Genomic DNA, 16,531 nt, shown 5'->3' with positions numbered 1-16,531 from the left:
GTGGTCGGGATGACACGGGCCATGCCTGCCGCCCCCAATTCGACACCGGAGACATCCATCCGCATGAACGCCCCGCTGCCACCCCGGGACCGGATCCGCTTGGCCATCATCGGCCTGGGCTACGTGGGCCTGCCCCTCGCCGTCGCCTTCGGCAAGAAGTTCGACACGCTGGGCTTCGACGTCAACGCGGGACGCATCGCCGAGCTCGAGCGCCACCACGACCAGACGCTGGAGGTCAGCCCGGAGGGCCTGCGCGCGGCCACCCGGCTGGGCTATGCCTCCGATGCCGCCGCGCTGGCCGACTGCAACGTCTTCATCGTCACCGTGCCGACTCCCATCGACGACTACAAGCGCCCCGACCTGGGCCCGCTCGAGGCGGCCAGCCGCACCGTCGGCCGCGCCCTTTCGCGCGGCGACGTGGTCGTATATGAATCCACCGTCTATCCCGGTGCCACCGAAGAGGTCTGCGTGCCGATCCTGGAGCGCGAATCGGGCTTGGTCTTCAACCGGGACTTCCATGTCGGCTACAGCCCCGAGCGCATCAACCCCGGCGACCAGGAGCACCGGCTCGAGACCATCACCAAGGTGACCTCGGGCTCCAACCCGGAGGCAGCCGACTTCGTCGATGCCCTGTACGCATCGATCATCGAAGCCGGCACCCACAAGACCTCGAGCATCCGCGTGGCGGAAGGCGCCAAGGTCATCGAGAACATCCAGCGCGACGTCAACATCGCGCTGATCAACGAACTGGCCCTGCTGTTCCATCGCCTGGGCATGGACACCCAGGAGGTCCTGGCCGCGGCGGGCACCAAGTGGAACTTCCTGCCCTTCCGCCCCGGCCTGGTCGGTGGCCACTGCATCGGTGTCGACCCCTACTACCTCACCCACAAGGCCCAGCAGGTCGGCTTCCATACCGACGTGATCCTGGCGGGCCGGCGCATCAACGATGGCATGGGACAGCACGTGGCCCGCCGCGTCGTGCGCCTGATCCAGCAGCAGGACGGCCACCCGGCCAGTTGCCGCGTGCTGGTACTCGGCCTCACGTTCAAGGAAAACTGCCCGGACCTGCGCAACACGCGGGTGGTGGACATCGTCCAGGAGCTGTCCGAATACGGTATCGCGGTGGACGTCCACGACCCCTGGGTGGACAGGGCGCAGGCGCGCCACGAATACGGCATCGACCTGGCCGAAGCGCCGGAAGAGGGCGCTTACGACGCGGTGATCCTGGCCGTCGCCCACGATCGCTTCGTGACCGGCCTCGGGGCCGCGGGCATCCGCGCATTCGGGCGTCCGGGCGCCTCGCTGTTCGACGTCAAGGGCGTCCTGCCCCTGGCGCTCGTGGACGGCCGGCTGTGAGCGCGGGCGACCGGCAAGGGCCGATGCGCGTGCTCGTCACCGGCGCCGCCGGCTTCATCGGCTCGCACCTGAGCCAGCGCCTGCTCGCGCGCGGCGACGAGGTCATGGGCTACGACAACGTCAACGACTACTACGATCCCGCGCTGAAGGAGGCGCGCCTGGCGCGCCTGCAGGGCCAGGCCGGCTTCCGCTTCGTCCGCGCCGGGCTCGAGGACCGGGCGGCAATGGAGCGGGCATTCTCCGACTTCCGCCCGCACCGCGTGGTCAACCTGGCGGCGCAGGCGGGCGTGCGCTACTCGCTGGAGAACCCCCAGGCCTACATCGACAGCAACGTCGTGGGATTCGTGAACATCCTCGAGGCCTGCCGCCACCACGGCGTCGAACACCTGGTCTATGCGTCGTCTAGCTCGGTGTATGGCGCCAACACCAAGCTGCCCTTCGCGGTCGACGACAGCGTCGACCATCCGGTGAGCCTGTACGCGGCGACCAAGAAGTCCAACGAGTTGATGGCCCACACCTACAGCCACCTGTTCGGCCTGCCGACGACGGGGCTGCGCTTCTTCACGGTCTATGGGCCGTGGGGTCGCCCGGACATGGCGCTTTTCCTCTTCACCCGGAACATCCTGGCGGGCAAGCCGATCGATGTGTTCAACCATGGCCACCATCGCCGCGACTTCACCTACATCGACGACATCGTCGAAGGCATCGTGCGCACCCTGGACCACGTCCCGGTCGCGGATCCTTCCTACGACTTCGGCCAGACGACGCCCGCGGCTTCCGCCGCGCCCTACCGGCTCTACAACATCGGCAGCGACCGGCCGATCGAGCTGATGCGCTACATCGAACTGATCGAGCAGCACCTGGGCACGAAGGCCCAGTGCAACATGCTTCCGCTGCAGCCCGGGGACGTACCCGAGTCGCACGCGGACGTGGCCGCGTTGCGCGCCGACGTGGGGTATGCGCCATCGACACCGGTGGAGGAAGGCATCCGCCGCTTCGTGGCCTGGTACCGCGACTACTACGACGCCTGAGCCAGCGCCCGGCACCGGCCGTACGTTGGCCGGGCCGGCCGGGCATCTCCGTTGTTCTTGGCTGACACCGAGGGGATTTCCACCATGCATCGCACATCATCGTTCTTCTCCAGGATGGCCCTCTCCGCCTGCCTGGCCTCCTCCCTGGCCCTGGCCGGCTGCGCCAGCGGCGGCAGCCAGGCCTCGGGCCCGCCGCCGGCGATCGAAGCACCCGCCGCGGTCGATGCCTACAAGATCGGCGTGGACGACATCGTCCAGGTCACCGTGTGGCGGAACCCGGACCTGGGCATCACCGTGCCGGTGCGTCCGGACGGCATGATCTCGGTGCCCCTGGTGGGCGACGTCCGCGCCGGCGGCCTGACCCCGAGCGAGGTCGCCGCCGACATCGGCGAGAAGCTGGCCGTCTACGTGCGCGACCCCCAGGTCGCCGTGATCCTGACCGACCTGCGCAGCCATGAGTACCTCTCGCGCGTGCGCGTCACCGGCGCGGTGCGCCAGCCCATCTCGATCCCCTACCGCCAGGGCATGACCGTGCTCGACGCCGTGCTGGCCGCGGGCGGGCTGACCGAGTTCGCCGCGCCGGCGCGCTCGGAGCTGTATCGCAGCGACGAGAGCGGTACCCGCAACTACGCGGTGGACCTCGACAACATCCTCGATGACGGCGACCTGTCGACCAACTACAAGGTCGCACCGGGCGACGTCATCACCGTACCCGAGCGCGCACTGTGACCAACCCAGCCCTGGAGTGGTCGGGACAGGAGCAACCGGCCTCACTGACGACACTGCTCCCGATCGCGATCGAGGAGGTCAAGCGCAGGCAGCTGCTCCTCGTCGCCATCTTCGCGGCCATCGCCCTGCTGGCGCTGGTCGCGGGGCTGGTCCTGCCGAAGAAGTACACCTCCTCCTCGACGATCCTGGTCGAGGACTCCAACATCATCCGGCCGCTGATGGAAGGACGCGCCGTCGCGACTGGGGTGACCAACCGCGCCAGCATCACGCGGCAGGTCGCCTTCAGCCAGAAGGTGATGGGCGAGATCCTCGAGACCGGCGGTTGGATGGCCGACGACCCCAGCCCCCTCGAGCAGGAAAAGATCATCGAGGAGATCACCAAGCGTACGCAGATCGCCAACCCGCGCGAGAACCTGATCCAGATCTCCTATACCGACTCCAATCCGCGCCGCGCCTACGAAGTGGCCAGCCGCTTCGCCGACCTGGTGATCTCCGAGAGCCTGGCCACCAAGGAGAAGGAGAGTCGCGATGCCTACGACTTCATCGACTCCCAGGTGCGCCAGTACCACGCCAAGCTGACCGACGCCGAGGCCAAGCTCGAGGCCTACCGCAAGTCGAACCCCGACGCGCGCCCCGGCATCGAGACCGACGTCAACTCCCGTATCGGCGAGCTTCGCCGCATGGTCGAGAGCTCGCGCATGGACCTGCACGACCTGCGCTCGCAGGAAGCGGCGCTGACTTCCCAGCTGTCCGGCGAGAACGAAGTCACCGTGCTGCAGACCCGTACCGGCCAGCTCGTCGCGCGCCTCGCCGAGCTGGAGGACGAGCAGGACCGCCTGCTGCTGACCTATACACGCCAGCATCCGGACGTGGTCCGCATCCAGCACCAGCTCGACGACCTCCAGGCCCAGCTGCGGCAGGAAGACTCGCTGCAGCAGAACCGCGCGGCGAGCGTCGGCGCCATCAACGGCTCGGCCAACCTCAACCCGCTCTACGGCGAGCTCAAGAGCAAGCTTGCGCAGGTCCGCCGGCAGGCCGCGGCCATGTCCAGCCGCATCTCAACCGCCGAGGGCCTGCTCGCCGAAGAGCTTCGCCGCAGCGGCCGCATCGCCGCCTCGGAAAGCTCGCTCGCCGAGCTGACGCGCGACTACGAAGTCAACCGCGACCTCTACCAGGACCTGCTCAAGCGCCGCGAGAACGCGCGCGTCTCCATGAGCCTGGACGCGGAACAGCGCGGCCTGAGCTTCCGGATCCAGGAGCCGGCGCGCGTCCCACTGCGCAGCAATGGCCTGCGCCTCATGCACGTCGCCGGTGGCGGCCTGGGCATGGCGCTCGCCGCGCCGTTCCTGCTCCTGCTGGTGCTGGTGAAGTTCGATCCGCGCATCCGCTCACCCCAGCAGATCGAACGCCAGGCGGGCCTTCCCGTGCTCGGCGCCGTCCCCCACTACTACACCAGCGCCCGTCGCAGCGCCTACCGCCGCAAGGTGGTCCTCAGCGCCCTCCTCTTCCTGATGGTCCCGGTCGTCTATGGCCTGGTCCTCCTCGTCAGGCTGGCCAGCTCATGAGCACCGTCATGTCCAGAACCCATCGTGAAGACCCGCCGGCCAAGCTCGCCGGTGCTTCGGGGCGGTCCCTGTCGCTGCGCCACGCCAGCCAGGCGCTGACGCCGGCGCAGATGGAAGAGCGCGCCCTGATCCGGCGCTCGTCCGTGGCGCGTCCCGAGGTCGATGCGTTCCGCGAGATCCGCACGCGCCTGCTTGCGATGACGACCAACAACTTCGTCGCCCTGGTCGCGCCCGTGAGCGCCGGTTGCGGGGGCAGCTTCGTGGCTCGCAACCTCGCCGCCGCCATGGCCTTCGACGAGACCAAGAGCGCGCTGCTGGTCGACTGCGACCTGCGCCACCCCTCCCAGCACACGACCCTGCAGATCGACTGCACCAATGGTGGCCTCACCGACTACCTCGAGGACCCCGAGGCGGACCTGGGCGACTACCTCTACGAGACCGGCATGCCCGGCCTCAACCTGATCCCGGCCGGCGCGCAACGCGAAGCGGGCGCGGAGTACTTCAGCTCGGTCCGCATGCGCCTGCTGCTGGACTCGATCCGCAGCAGGCACCCGGACTGCTACATGTTCCTGGACAGCCCGCCGGTGCGCGGCGCACCGGAGGCAAGGATCCTGGCCGACCTGGCCGACGTGGTGATCCTGGTCGCCGGCTACGGACAGGATTCCCCCGAGGCGATCAGCCAGGCGGCCGCCAACTTCGATCCCGAGAAGTTCGCCGGCGTCGTCTTCAACCAGGGTGTCTGAGGAAATCCGGATGAAGCCAGCCAAGCACCGGAACCGCATCCAGCACACCACGCTTTCGACGGCCCTCGCCCTCGGCCTGGCGGTGGCGCCGGGCGCGCACGCCGTCGAACTCGACTACGAGATCAGCGCCGGCGTCATCCACAATTCCAACATCATCCTCAGCGAAACCGAGGAAATCAGCGAGACCACGATCGCGCCGGGCATCGACTTCACCCTCACCCACGAGGGCCGCAGCGTCGACCTGGTCGGGCGCGGCAACGCCCGATACCTCTACTACACGGGCGATACCTTCGACAACGAGGTGCGCGGCGAATTCAGCGGGCACATGCGCTGGCGCATGCTGCCGGAACGGCTGGACTTCGTCGTCGAGGACTACCTGAGCCAACAGCCGGTCGACATCCTCTCGCCGGTGACCCCCAGCAACGCCCAACAGGTCAACATCCTGATCGGCGGCCCGTCTCTCTACCTCAACCTGTCGGACCGCACCCGCGCGCAGTTCGATGCGCGCTACAGCCGAAGCGAAGCGGAGGAAACCTCAGAGTTCGATGCCGACCGCGTCAACGCCGCTGCGCGCGTGCTCCACGAACTCGGCCCCACCACCCGCACCTCGCTGAACGTCGAGTCCAACCGGATCCGCTTCGACCAGGCCGGCGTCGCCAGCGACTACGATCGCCTCGACGGCTACGTGAACTTCCAGCGCAACCTGCGCCAACTGGATTTCAGCGTGGACCTGGGCTACTCGACGCTCGACATCGTCGACGGCGACAGCTACTCCTCCCCACTGGGCAGGGCGAGCCTGGGTTGGCGCTTCTCGCCCGAGACCTCGATCAACGCACAGGCGTCCTACCAGTTCTCCGACACCGCGCAGAGCCTGTCGTCGACGCCGGTCGACCCGGACGTCCCGATCGGCACCGACATCGACGTCAGCGGGGTCATCGTGTCCTCAGACCCCTACGAACAGCGGCGGCTCGACCTCGGGTTCAGCCATTCGGGCCCCCGCCACGGCGTGGACGCGTCGGCCTGGTACGAGCGTTCGGAATACGTCGAGGAGGACGATTTCGACAACACCAACAGCGGCGCGGCCTTCGCCTATACCTTCCGCATCAATCCCCTGCTCGACCTGGTCGCCAGCGTCGACCACCAGCGCCGCGACTTCACCGTCACCTCCAGGCTGGACAAGGACACCAACTTCGGTGTCGGCCTGGCCAAGCGCTTCACCCGCCACTGGAGCGCCCGGCTCGACCTGAGGCGACGATCCCGCGACAGCTCGGTGCAAGGGTTCAGCTATGACGACAATGCCGTCACTGTCAGCCTCGTCTATCGCCGCTGAGGCCGTCATCGCCAGCCAGCCCCAGCCGCCCATCCGCCTGCTGCTGCTGACCGATACCGCGCTGACCAACACCGGGGGCAGCGAGCGCTTCCTGCGCAACCTGGTGGGACGGCTTCCGCCGGAGCGCTACGCGATCACCGTGGTCCAGCTCGGCGCCGACAACGCCCCGGGCGAGACCACGCACGTGACCGAAGCGGGTACCGCGCTGCGCGTGCTCAACCATCCGATCGGGCCGATCTACGGACTACGCGGCCTGCGCGCCATCCGCGACCTGCGCGCGCGCCTGCGGCTCGAGGCGTTCGACGTGATCCAGTCCCAGCACGAGAAATCCGACCTCATCAACCTGTTGCTCGGGCCACGCGAGATGGCCGTGCGCCTGTCGAACCGGCGGGACATGGGGTTCCTGAAAAGCCGGCGCCTGCGCCACGTCTTCCGGCTGGTCAACCACCGCTACCATTCCGTGATCGCCCCGGCACACGAGATCCTCGCCGCGCTGGCCGAGCACGAGGGGCTGCCCACATCGCGGATGCTGTGGATCGCCAATGGCGTCGACACGGATCGTTTCGCTCCGGTACCCGTGCCACGGCGCCAGGCGCTGAGGCAGGCACTGGGCCTGGCGCGCGACGAAGTGGCGTTCGGCTGCGTCGCGAGCCTGTATCCGGTCAAGAACCATGCCATGCTGATCGATGCCTTTGCCAGCGCGCACGCGTGCGACCCACGGGCAAGGTTGTTGCTGGTCGGTGCCGGTGCTCTTGCCGGCGAGTTGTCGGCCCAGGCGCAGGCCCTGGGCCTGGGGGATGCCGTGCGCTTCCTCGGCAACCGCTCCGACATCCACCAGATCCTTCCGGCGTTGGACGCGGCCCTCCTCGCCTCCCGCAGCGAAGGCATGTCCAACGCGATCCTCGAGGCGATGGCCTGCGGCTTGCCCGTGGTCGCCACGGCGGTAGGCGGCAACCTGCAACTGGTACGCGACGGCGAGACGGGCTTCCTCGTGCCCAGCGGCGACGCCGCGGCCATGGGCGACGCCATGCGCCGGCTGGTGCAGGAGCCGCTGCTTCGGGCCAGCCTGGGCAACGCCGGCCGCCGCCGGATCGAGTCGGAGTTCTCGCTCGCCGGGATGGTCGATGCCTACGATCGCCTCTACCGGCGCCTGGTGGGGAGGGCATGATGCAGGCAGCCTCGCCCGTCGCGTCGCCTTCGCCCAGGGTCGCGCAGCTCCGCTCGAGCGCCGGCCTCTATGGCGCCGATCGCATGGTGTTGACGCTCAACCGGGCGCTGGCGAGCGAGGGCGTCGACAGCCGCCTGCTGAGCATCGGCAATCCACGGATGCCGGTGCAGGAACTGCACGAGGCGGCGATCGCCGAGGGACAGCAGGCCGAACTGCTGGCCTGCCGGGGCCGCCTCGACCCGGGGACCCTTCGCGCGCTCCGGGCCGCGCTGCGCCGCCAGGGCGCCACCATCGTCCACGTGCACGACTACAAGAGCGCGGCATACGCCTGGCTGGCGAGCATGCGATTGCCCGTCCGCCTGGTGGCGACCCTGCACGGGCATGTCGACGCGACCCGCGCGCTGCGGCTCTACAACCGCCTCGAGCTGGGCCTGTTGCGCCGCTTCGACGCGCTGGCGGTGGTCTCCGAACGCCAGGTCGGCCTGCTCGCGGATGCCGGCGTGCCGCGCACGCGGATCCACCTGGTCGACAACGGGATTCCCCTGCACGCGCCGGGAGAGACGGCCCCGCCGGTATCGCGCGCATCGCTGGGCCTCGGCGAGGCGGACTTCGTGTTCGCGGCCGTGGCGCGGTTCTCCCCCGAGAAGAACCTGGCCATGTTGCTCGAAGCCTTCGCCACCGTGGCGGACGCTCGCGAGGACTGCCAGTTGCTGATGGTCGGCGACGGTCCGCTCGGCGACGCACTGCGCGCCCGGTGCAGTGCGCTCGGCATCGCACGACGGGTCCACTTCGCCGGGGTCCGCGACGACATGCCTTCGGTGTATCCGTGTATCGACTGCCTGGTGCTGCCTTCGCTCAGCGAGGGCATGCCGCTGACGGTCCTCGAAGCAATGGCCCACGGGCTGCCCGTCATCGCGAGTGCGGTCGGCGACGTGCCACGGCTGCTGTCGGGCACGGAGCAGGGCCGCCTCGTGCCAGCGGGCGACCGGGACGCCCTGGCCGCCGCGATGCACGCACGACTGGACGCCGGACGCGCGTTTGACGCGCGTGCCCGCGCCCGCGTCCGCAGCGGACACTCCCCGGGCGCGATGGCGGTTCGCTACCGCACCATGTACGAATCGCTGGGAGGGTGGACGCATGGCGTTCAAGCGGCCTGATCCTCCTTCGCCCAGGACACCGGCGGAGCGCTTTCCGCTGGCGGCACGGGCGATGCTCACCCAGGGCATGCCGGCGCCCGCGGCCACGCGCGACACCGCGGCGCCCCGCGCGATGCCGCGGCGCACGCATCGCCAGAACTGGCCGCTCTACCTGTTCCTGGTCCTGCTGCCCCTCCAGAACATCCAGTTCGGCTACATCCCGAACCTCGGCGCCGGCCTGAACTTCCTGAACGTCGGCTTCCTGGCCTCGTTCGCCGGTGCGCTGGTCGCCGGGGGCCACCTCGCCCGCGGCGCATCGGTCAATCGCTGGGTCTTCGCCTACATGGCCTACACGATCGTGTCGATGTTCATCTCGACCACCTACGTGAGCGAGAGCGCGAACCATTTCGCCATCGTCAAGGACCATCTGATCGGCTTCTCGGTGCTGTTCCTCGTGCAGATGAGCGTACGCGACTGGACCACCGCGCGGCGGGTGGTCATCGCGATGATGCTGCCGCTGCCCTACATCGCGAAAGTCGCCTGGGTGCAGCACCTCAGCGTGGCCAGCTGGCACTACTCGGACGACCTGCGCATTCCCGCGACTTTCGGACTGCTGGGCGCCAACGAGTTCGCCGCGTTCTGCGTGACCGTGGCCACCGTGCTGTTCGCCTTCTTCCTTTCCGCGCGCCTTTCGCGCATCTGGAAGATCGCGCTGGGCATCGGCATCGCCTGCATGGTCCTGGGCGTGCTGTATGCCTATTCGCGTACCGCCTACGTCGCCCTGATCCTGGGCCTGGTGACCGTGATCCTGGCATGGCGCGGCCGCTGGAAGATGATGCTGCCGCTCCTGCTGGCGGCCGCCACACTGCCCGCGGTGCTGCCCTCGTCGGTCATCGAGCGCTTCGACAGCACATCGGTGGAGGAGACCGACCGCGACGAGAGCACGGAGATGCGCTTCGTCTACTGGAACATCGCCTGGGAGAACTTCAAGGCCCACCCGCTCACCGGCACGGGTATCCACAGCTTCCAGCACCGCGAGATCAATCCCTACGGAAAGGACACGCACAACCTGTACATCCGCACCCTGAGCGAGGGCGGCGTGATCGGTGCGGTGCTGCTGCTGGGCGTGCTGCTGTCTATCGTACTGACCGCGCGGCGGGAGCTGGCACTGGCCCGCAATGGCACGCTCCACTACGCGCTGGCACTTGGCATCGTCGGGGCGTGGATGGGGCTGGTCTGCGGCAACCTGTTCGGCGACCGCTTCACCCACTACCCCGTGATCGCCTACTTCTGGGCGTTCACCGCCCTCATGCTCAAGGCCCGCGAACTGCCCAGGGAGGAAAACCCGCAATGACGCGCGTCAATGGATGGATCCGCTACCTGTGCGCACTCGCATTCCACTATTCGGGACTGGACGCGTTCTACCGCCTTGCGAGCGGCCGGGGCCTCGTGGTGCTGATGCTCCACCGCCTGCGCGACGAGCACGACTATTACCCGCTCAGCACGCGGATCGACACCCTGTCGCGGCTCGTCCAGTGGCTTCGGCAGGACGACGTGCTCGTCAGCCTCGACGAGGGCCTGGCCCGACTGCAGCGAGGCCCCCGCCGGGTGGTGAACTACGCCATCACCCTTGACGACGGGTACCTCGACAACCTCCGCCTGCTTGACGGCGAGGTGCTGGGGACCCCGGCCACGGTCTACGTCGCCACCGGGCACATCGGCGGCGAGCCGATCTGGGCCTACCGCCTGTCGCGTGCGGTCGAGACCCGCAGCCGGGACCTGCTCGACCTTGGTTCGCATGGCCTGGGGCGCTTCGACCTGTCGCGCCCCGCCGAACGCGAACGCGCCCTGCAGTTGCTGCCGCCGTGGCTCAAGCAGCTGTCGCACGACGAGTTCGAAGCCCGGCTGGGCGAGCTTCTCCAGCAGTTGCGGCCGAGTGAGCCGGTCGACGCCAGGCGCGACATGATGGACTGGAGCGACGTGCGCACGCTCGACGAGAAGGGCATCGACATCGGCGGGCACACATGCAGCCATGTGTTGTTGAGCCGGGTGGACGATGCGACGGCGCGCATGGAGATCGAGGAGTGCACGCGCGACATCGAGCGTGAGCTCGGTCGCCGCCCGCGCCACTTCGCCTATCCCAACGGCACGTCGCAGGACTTTGGCGAGCGCGACGTCGACCTGGTCAAGCGGTCGGGCTATGCCACCGCCGCCACGTCGATCGAGGGCGTGAACCGGCCGGGTACCAGCCATTACCTGCTGCTGCGGCACAACGTCCACGACACCCGCTACCGCGCGCCCGACGGGACGCTGTCGCGGGCCCTGTTCTTCAGCGAGACCAGCGGCCTGCTCGGGATGTTGCGCACGAGGCTGTCGGCATGAGTCGCCTCCCCGTCCTGATGTACCACGGCCTCCACGACGGGCCCGAAGCGCGCGGGCGCTTCGACGCCGTCTACAGCGTGCGGCCGGACGACTTCGCGCGACAGCTCGACGCGCTCCTCGAGCGGGGCTACCACAGCATCCTGCTCGATGCGCTCCACGACGGCACGCCATTGCCGGCGAGGCCGGTCGTGGTCAGCTTCGACGACGGCGACGTGTCGAACCTGGAAGTCGCCGTCCCGCTGCTGAAGGCCCGCGGCATGGTCGCCGAGTTCTTCGTCACCAGCGACTTCATCGACCAGCCAGGCATGTTGCGGGAGGCCGACGTCGCCGAACTCGCCCGGCAGGGCATGGGGGTTGGATCGCACGGGCGCAGCCATGCCTTCCTCGAGGACCTCGGGCCCGTTGCATTGCGCGAGGAGCTCGAGAGCAGCCGCCTGCGCCTGTCGCGGATCTGCGCCAGGCCGATCGATTCGCTCGCGCTGCCCGGTGGCCGCGGTGGCCGCCGCGAGCGCGACCTGGCGCTGGCGGTCGGGTATCGGCACCTGCTGGGCTCGGCCCCCGGCCCCAACACGTCGCCGTGGGACGGGCGCTGGATGCAGCGCATCGCCGTCACCCGCAACCTGTCCGAGGCGGACCTGATGCAGCAGGTGGAGTGGACCGGACTCGCGCCGCGCCTGGCACGGTTGCGCTTCCTGGCCCTGCGCGTGCCCAAGCGTCTGCTGGGCAATGCCGGCTACGAGCGCCTGCGGGAGCGCCTGTTGTGATCGCGGCCGTGCTGTTCTGGGTAGCGCTTTGCATCGTCGGCCATGCCTACGTTGGCTATCCGGTGTTCATGGCCATCCTGGCCCGCTGGCGCGGCCGCGACCCGCTGTGCGGCGACCATGCGCCCACGATCTCGGTGGTGCTTGCCGTCCACGACGAAGAAGCCCGCGTCGCCGGGCGCATCCGCGACGTGCTGGCCCAGGACTACCCTGCCGGGCGTCTCGAGATGCTCGTGGTCAACGACGGCAGCCGCGACGGCACCTCGCAGGCGGCACGCATCGACGATGCCCGCGTACGTGTCATCGACCTGGAAGCGAACCTGGGCAAGTCCGGTGCGCTCAACCGCGGCGTCGCTGCGGCGAATGGCGAGATCCTGGTATTCATCGACGCGCGGCAGTCGTTCGGCCCGGGTGCCCTTCGCGCGCTCGTCGCGCCGTTCGCCGACCCGTCGGTGGGCGGGGTCAGCGGCGAGCTGGTGATCGGCGATGGCGGGGGCAACCCGGGCCTCTACTGGCGCATGGAAAAGCGGCTTCGCCACGACGAGGCGCGACTGGGCTGCCTGCATGGCGTCAGCGGCGCGATCCACGCGCTGCGGCGCGAGCTGTTCGTGCCGATTCCACCCGGCACGGTGCTCGATGACATGTGGACGCCCTTGCAGACCCTCTTGGCGGGCCACCGGGTGTGGATGGCGCGCGATGCGATCGCGATCGACCAGGCCAGCCATGACCTGGCCGAGGAGTTCCACCGCAAGCTGCGCACCCTCGCCGGCAACTGGCAGCTTATCGAGCGCATGCCGGTGCTGCTCAGTCCGCTCGCCAACCCGGTGTTCCTGGCCTGGTTCTCGCACAAGTTCCTGCGCCTCGTCGTGCCCTGGGCACTGCTCGTCGCCCTGCTCGCCTCCGCCTGGGCCCCCGGCCCTTTCTACCGCCTCGCCTTCGTGGTCCAGTTGCTGGCGTATGCGGGCGCGGCCCTGGGCTGGGCACGCCCGGCACTGGCACGACGCGTGCCGCTGTTGCCCGCGGCCGGCATGTTCCTGATGCTCAACTCGGCCGCCCTGCTCTCCCTGCCCGCATCGCTGGCGTGGGACGGCAACCGGCTCTGGCGGAAACACTGACCATGGCCCGGATCCTCGCGCTCACCAGCCGCCTGCCGTTTCCGCCGACCGAAGGCCACCAGCTGAGGTCCTGGCACCTGCTGCGTGCCCTGGCGTCCCGCCATGAGGTCACCCTGCTCAGCTTCCGGCGCCTCGACGACGCCAGCGACGGGAGCGATGCTCTGCGCGAGGTCTGCAGGGCGGTCCATGAGTTCCCCATCCCGTCGGAACACTCGCGGATCGCCCTTGCCGGGGCGCTGCTGCGCAGCCAGTGGGGCGGCACGCCTTACATCGCCACCAAGTACGCCTCCCATGACCTGCGCGACACCCTGCGCAGGCTGGCCCGCGATGCCGACGTCGTTCATTTCGACATGCTGCCGCTGTTCGCCCACGCCGACTGCGTGCCGGCCGACGTGCCCATCGTGCTCAACGCCCACAACGTCGAGCACCAACTGCTGCGCAAGCGGATCGAGATCGAGACCCGGCCCTGGGCCAAGCGATTCTTCGCCGGCCAGGCCGAACGCCTGCGCCACTTCGAGCAGGACGCGTGCCTGCGCGCGGACGCGGTGCTGGCCTGCTCGGCGGACGACGCGGCGGAGCTTCGCCGGATGGCGCCGTCCACGCCCGTCACGGTGATCCCCAACGGCGTCGACCTGGACGCCAACCGGCCCGCCAGCCTGCCGCCGGGCGCACCGCGGCAAATGGTGTTCGTCGGCCAGATGGGCTGGTTCCCGAACCGCGACGGCGTGGAATGGTTCATGCGCGACGTGCTGCCGAGGATCGTCGCCCGGCGACCCGATGCGCGTTTCGTGGTGGTGGGAAAATCACAAGGCCTGGAGGTGCCCGTCGAGATGTCCGCGAACGTGGAACTGGCGGGCTTCGTCCCCGACCTGCGCCCCACCGTCCACGACGCCGGGATCTACGTCGTGCCGCTGCGTGCGGGCAGCGGTACGCGGCTCAAGGTCCTGGAAGCGATGGCCCTGGGCAAGGCCATCGTCACCACGCGGATCGGCAGCGAGGGGATCGCGCTGGAGGAAGGCGTGAGCGCCCGCTATGCCGACGATGCCGACGGCTTCGCCGCGGCGGTACTTGCGCTGATGGAGGCGCCCGACGAAGTCGAGCGCCTGGGGCGCGAGGCCCGTGCCCAGGCCGAGCGGCACTATGGCTGGGAGGCCATCGGCCGCGACCTGCTCGAGGTCTACGCGCGCTTCGCCCCGCCACCCGCGGGGGCTTGAACGCGCCATGCGCCCCCATGCCCGCTCATCGTCGACCGCGATACCGGTAGACGCCCTGCCCGACCAGTTCGTGGATCGCGCGGCGGCTCTTGGCGATCGCGGATGCCTGCGGGATGAAGTAGCCCACGCCGCCGGGCCCCACGTAGTCGCTCTCACCCGGATGCGGGCAGACCTTGATGCCCGCCGCCCGGAATGCCGTCATCGCACGCGGCAGGTGCAGGGGCGAGCTCACCAGCCACGCCGCCTCCTCGGCGCCCAGTCCCGGCACCGAGCCCAGGCTTGCCAGTTGGGAGGCGTTTTCCCAGGTGGTCAACGAAAGCGCCTCGGTATCGATCCGCGTCGCCGGCACGCCCCAGGCTTCGGCCAGGCTGGCCATCACCTCGGCCTCCTTGATGGGGTACGGGCCACCGCCGACGAGGACCAGTCGCGGCTCGCCCTGCCGGCGCCAGAAGGCGATGCCGGCATGCAGCCGGCGCCAGGTGTCGGGTGCCAGGGCCGCGTAGTCGTCGCGCGAGTACGGGCGGCGGTCGAGGCCGCCGGACAGCACCACGACGGGTGCCCCGCGCGTCGCCTCGCACCCGGGCACGGGACCGGCATCGGCCTCCACCCACGCCACCAGCGCATTGGCGCCGACCGGCGCGCACAAGGCCAGCAGCATCACCCATGCCAGCACGCCTCCCACGCGAAGCGCGAACGGCAGGCGGCGCCAGCCCAGCCACAAGGCCAGGCCGAGCAGGATGCTGAGGCTCAGGGGGGACAGCAACAGTTCCGACATGGTGCCCAGTCTTGCATGCCCGGCGCGGACGGGCGCGTCCGTTGAACGGCAATATGGGCACGATCATCGACACTCGCCAGGGGGGCTACCGCATGTTCGACACGCTCAGGCAGGACTTCGCCCGCTACCACCGGGTCGCGCTCGCCGACTCGCCGCGTTTGGCGCGCCTGCGCGCGGCATGCACCCATGGATTCCTGGCCGTGTGCGTATACCGCTTTGGCCGCTGGACGCAGACCCTGCGTCCGCGACCGCTCGCGATACCGTTCAAGATCGTCCATCGCCTGTTGCACATCCCCACCGAACTGCTGCTGGGCATCTCGATTCCCGGCAACGCGACGATCGGCCCCGGTCTCTACATCGGCCACTTCGGCGGCATCTTCCTGCATGGCGATGCCGGCCGGAACCTGTCGGTGGGCCAGGGCGTCACCCTGGGCTTCAAGGGCGCCGGCAAGTCGACGCGATGGCCGCGGATCGGCGACGACGTCTACATCGGCACGGGCGCCAAGGTCATCGGCGACGTGAGCATCGGCGATGGCGTCGTGATCGGCGCCAACACGGTCGTAACCAAGGACGTGCCGGCACGAATGCGCGTGGTGGGCGCGGCCATCCGCATGTCGCCGCTGGCAATGGCCGCCCAGGAGCACGGGGATGAGTGAACTGCACCGCCCCTGGCCCTGGCTGGCGCTGGGCGGTGTCGCCCTGCTCGCCACGGGTTACCTGCATACGGGACCCGCAGAGACCGGAACCGCCGCCCGGACCGAAGCGGCCGGCATGGCCGTCACCGTCGCCGACGCCGCACTTCCCCCGGCAATGGCCGAGGCCGCTGATCCAGCGCCCGCACCCGGGGCGGCGACCGGCCAGCGCTACTACCTCCGCCCCGACGGCGGCACGCCCTCCCAGTGCACCGGCACCACGGATGCGCCCTACCCGGGTTCGGGTCGCCAGCAGGCCTGCGCCTGGCAATCGCTGCACCATGCCCTGCCCACCCACGGGGCCGCGCGCATCGAAGGCGGCGACACCCTGGTCCTCGCACCGGGCGAATACAGGGTCGGTCTCGGCGCGCCGGGCGCGGACCCGGGCGGCTGCGACGAAGAGGCGCCCTGGGACTGCTACCTGGCACCGGTACCCAGCGGCCCCAGCGCTGACAGGCCGACCCGCATCCTGGGCCGCGACCCCGCCCGCCCGGCCGTGCTGTGGGGCAACGAGCGCGTCAGCACGATGCTCAA

Annotated in this window: 16 protein-coding genes; 15 read left to right on the top strand and 1 reads right to left on the bottom strand. The window is 69.4% G+C overall.

Annotated elements, in window-relative coordinates; genetic code table 11:
- Nucleotides 1-63: 63 nt before the first annotated feature.
- The 13 genes from FKV25_RS12795 (at nt 64) to FKV25_RS12735 (ending at nt 14,530) form a co-directional block, all read left to right on the top strand.
- A complete protein-coding gene (locus FKV25_RS12795; RefSeq protein WP_141519189.1) occupies nt 64-1,356 on the top strand; it encodes a nucleotide sugar dehydrogenase in 1,293 nt (430 codons plus the stop codon).
- 23 nt (nt 1,357-1,379) lie between these two features.
- Nucleotides 1,380-2,387 carry an NAD-dependent epimerase gene (locus FKV25_RS12790; RefSeq protein WP_141519209.1) on the top strand — a complete coding sequence of 336 codons (1,008 nt, stop codon included), beginning with the start codon at nt 1,380-1,382 and terminating at the stop codon, nt 2,385-2,387.
- An 84-nt stretch (nt 2,388-2,471) separates the two neighbouring features.
- Nucleotides 2,472-3,116, top strand: a complete 645-nt coding sequence (locus FKV25_RS12785; RefSeq protein WP_246072086.1) for an XrtA/PEP-CTERM system exopolysaccharide export protein — start codon at nt 2,472-2,474, stop codon at nt 3,114-3,116.
- Complete coding sequence (locus FKV25_RS12780; protein ID WP_246072085.1) at nt 3,113-4,681, top strand: XrtA system polysaccharide chain length determinant; 1,569 nt, start codon at nt 3,113-3,115, stop codon at nt 4,679-4,681. Before FKV25_RS12785 ends, FKV25_RS12780 begins: the two co-directional genes overlap by 4 nt.
- A gap of 8 nt (nt 4,682-4,689) precedes the next feature.
- A complete protein-coding gene (locus FKV25_RS12775; RefSeq protein ID WP_141519188.1) occupies nt 4,690-5,424 on the top strand; it encodes a P-loop NTPase family protein in 735 nt (244 codons plus the stop codon).
- A 10-nt stretch (nt 5,425-5,434) separates the two neighbouring features.
- Nucleotides 5,435-6,754 carry an outer membrane beta-barrel protein gene (locus FKV25_RS12770; protein ID WP_141519187.1) on the top strand — a complete coding sequence of 440 codons (1,320 nt, stop codon included), beginning with the start codon at nt 5,435-5,437 and terminating at the stop codon, nt 6,752-6,754.
- Nucleotides 6,720-7,922 carry a glycosyltransferase gene (locus tag FKV25_RS12765; RefSeq protein WP_170218636.1) on the top strand — a complete coding sequence of 401 codons (1,203 nt, stop codon included), beginning with the start codon at nt 6,720-6,722 and terminating at the stop codon, nt 7,920-7,922. The genes FKV25_RS12770 and FKV25_RS12765 overlap by 35 nt, the downstream gene beginning before the upstream one ends.
- On the top strand, nt 7,922-9,079 hold the full coding sequence (locus FKV25_RS12760) for a glycosyltransferase family 4 protein (protein WP_170218635.1): 1,158 nt from the start codon (nt 7,922-7,924) through the stop codon (nt 9,077-9,079). The genes FKV25_RS12765 and FKV25_RS12760 overlap by 1 nt, the downstream gene beginning before the upstream one ends.
- On the top strand, nt 9,060-10,412 hold the full coding sequence (locus FKV25_RS12755; protein ID WP_141519184.1) for an O-antigen ligase family protein: 1,353 nt from the start codon (nt 9,060-9,062) through the stop codon (nt 10,410-10,412). The genes FKV25_RS12760 and FKV25_RS12755 overlap by 20 nt, the downstream gene beginning before the upstream one ends.
- Nucleotides 10,409-11,440 carry a polysaccharide deacetylase family protein gene (locus tag FKV25_RS12750; RefSeq protein WP_141519183.1) on the top strand — a complete coding sequence of 344 codons (1,032 nt, stop codon included), beginning with the start codon at nt 10,409-10,411 and terminating at the stop codon, nt 11,438-11,440. The genes FKV25_RS12755 and FKV25_RS12750 overlap by 4 nt, the downstream gene beginning before the upstream one ends.
- Complete coding sequence (locus tag FKV25_RS12745; protein ID WP_141519182.1) at nt 11,437-12,204, top strand: polysaccharide deacetylase family protein; 768 nt, start codon at nt 11,437-11,439, stop codon at nt 12,202-12,204. The genes FKV25_RS12750 and FKV25_RS12745 overlap by 4 nt, the downstream gene beginning before the upstream one ends.
- An 8-nt stretch (nt 12,205-12,212) precedes the next feature.
- Nucleotides 12,213-13,316 (top strand): glycosyltransferase family 2 protein, encoded by a 1,104-nt coding sequence (locus tag FKV25_RS12740; protein ID WP_141519181.1) that lies wholly within the window; start codon nt 12,213-12,215, stop codon nt 13,314-13,316.
- Nucleotides 13,317-13,318: 2 nt separating this feature from the next.
- Nucleotides 13,319-14,530 carry a glycosyltransferase family 4 protein gene (locus FKV25_RS12735; protein ID WP_141519180.1) on the top strand — a complete coding sequence of 404 codons (1,212 nt, stop codon included), beginning with the start codon at nt 13,319-13,321 and terminating at the stop codon, nt 14,528-14,530.
- Nucleotides 14,531-14,555: 25 nt separating this feature from the next.
- Here the strand turns inward: FKV25_RS12735 and FKV25_RS12730 are convergent, their stop codons facing one another.
- Entirely contained in the window at nt 14,556-15,305 is a 750-nt protein-coding gene (locus tag FKV25_RS12730) for a YdcF family protein (RefSeq protein WP_141519179.1), read from the bottom strand.
- A gap of 53 nt (nt 15,306-15,358) precedes the next feature.
- Between FKV25_RS12730 and FKV25_RS16630 the strand changes: the two genes are divergently transcribed.
- Together FKV25_RS16630 and FKV25_RS12720 are read left to right on the top strand one after the other, a co-directional pair.
- A complete protein-coding gene (locus tag FKV25_RS16630; protein WP_141519178.1) occupies nt 15,359-15,961 on the top strand; it encodes a serine O-acetyltransferase in 603 nt (200 codons plus the stop codon).
- A partial coding sequence (locus FKV25_RS12720) for a hypothetical protein (RefSeq protein WP_141519177.1) occupies nt 15,954-16,531 on the top strand: 578 nt, incomplete at its 3' end. The genes FKV25_RS16630 and FKV25_RS12720, both read left to right, overlap by 8 nt.

The organism is Marilutibacter aestuarii, assembly GCF_006546775.1.
Classification (GTDB): Bacteria; Pseudomonadota; Gammaproteobacteria; order Xanthomonadales; family Xanthomonadaceae; genus Marilutibacter; species Marilutibacter aestuarii.
The sequence above is the reverse complement of the archived record's forward strand: the minus strand, read 5'-3'. Positions and strand labels throughout refer to the sequence as shown.

Coding starts and splice junctions, on each gene's coding strand:
- FKV25_RS12750 (WP_141519183.1), top strand. CDS start 10,409: ATGACGCGCGTCAATGGATGGATCCGCTACCTGTGCGCACTCGCATTC.
- FKV25_RS12735 (WP_141519180.1), top strand. CDS start 13,319: ATGGCCCGGATCCTCGCGCTCACCAGCCGCCTGCCGTTTCCGCCGACC.
- FKV25_RS12775 (WP_141519188.1), top strand. CDS start 4,690: ATGTCCAGAACCCATCGTGAAGACCCGCCGGCCAAGCTCGCCGGTGCT.
- FKV25_RS12745 (WP_141519182.1), top strand. CDS start 11,437: ATGAGTCGCCTCCCCGTCCTGATGTACCACGGCCTCCACGACGGGCCC.
- FKV25_RS12755 (WP_141519184.1), top strand. CDS start 9,060: ATGGCGTTCAAGCGGCCTGATCCTCCTTCGCCCAGGACACCGGCGGAG.
- FKV25_RS16630 (WP_141519178.1), top strand. CDS start 15,359: ATGGGCACGATCATCGACACTCGCCAGGGGGGCTACCGCATGTTCGAC.
- FKV25_RS12730 (WP_141519179.1), bottom strand. CDS start 15,305: ATGTCGGAACTGTTGCTGTCCCCCCTGAGCCTCAGCATCCTGCTCGGC.
- FKV25_RS12760 (WP_170218635.1), top strand. CDS start 7,922: ATGCAGGCAGCCTCGCCCGTCGCGTCGCCTTCGCCCAGGGTCGCGCAG.
- FKV25_RS12770 (WP_141519187.1), top strand. CDS start 5,435: ATGAAGCCAGCCAAGCACCGGAACCGCATCCAGCACACCACGCTTTCG.
- FKV25_RS12790 (WP_141519209.1), top strand. CDS start 1,380: ATGCGCGTGCTCGTCACCGGCGCCGCCGGCTTCATCGGCTCGCACCTG.
- FKV25_RS12765 (WP_170218636.1), top strand. CDS start 6,720: ATGCCGTCACTGTCAGCCTCGTCTATCGCCGCTGAGGCCGTCATCGCC.
- FKV25_RS12795 (WP_141519189.1), top strand. CDS start 64: ATGAACGCCCCGCTGCCACCCCGGGACCGGATCCGCTTGGCCATCATC.
- FKV25_RS12785 (WP_246072086.1), top strand. CDS start 2,472: ATGCATCGCACATCATCGTTCTTCTCCAGGATGGCCCTCTCCGCCTGC.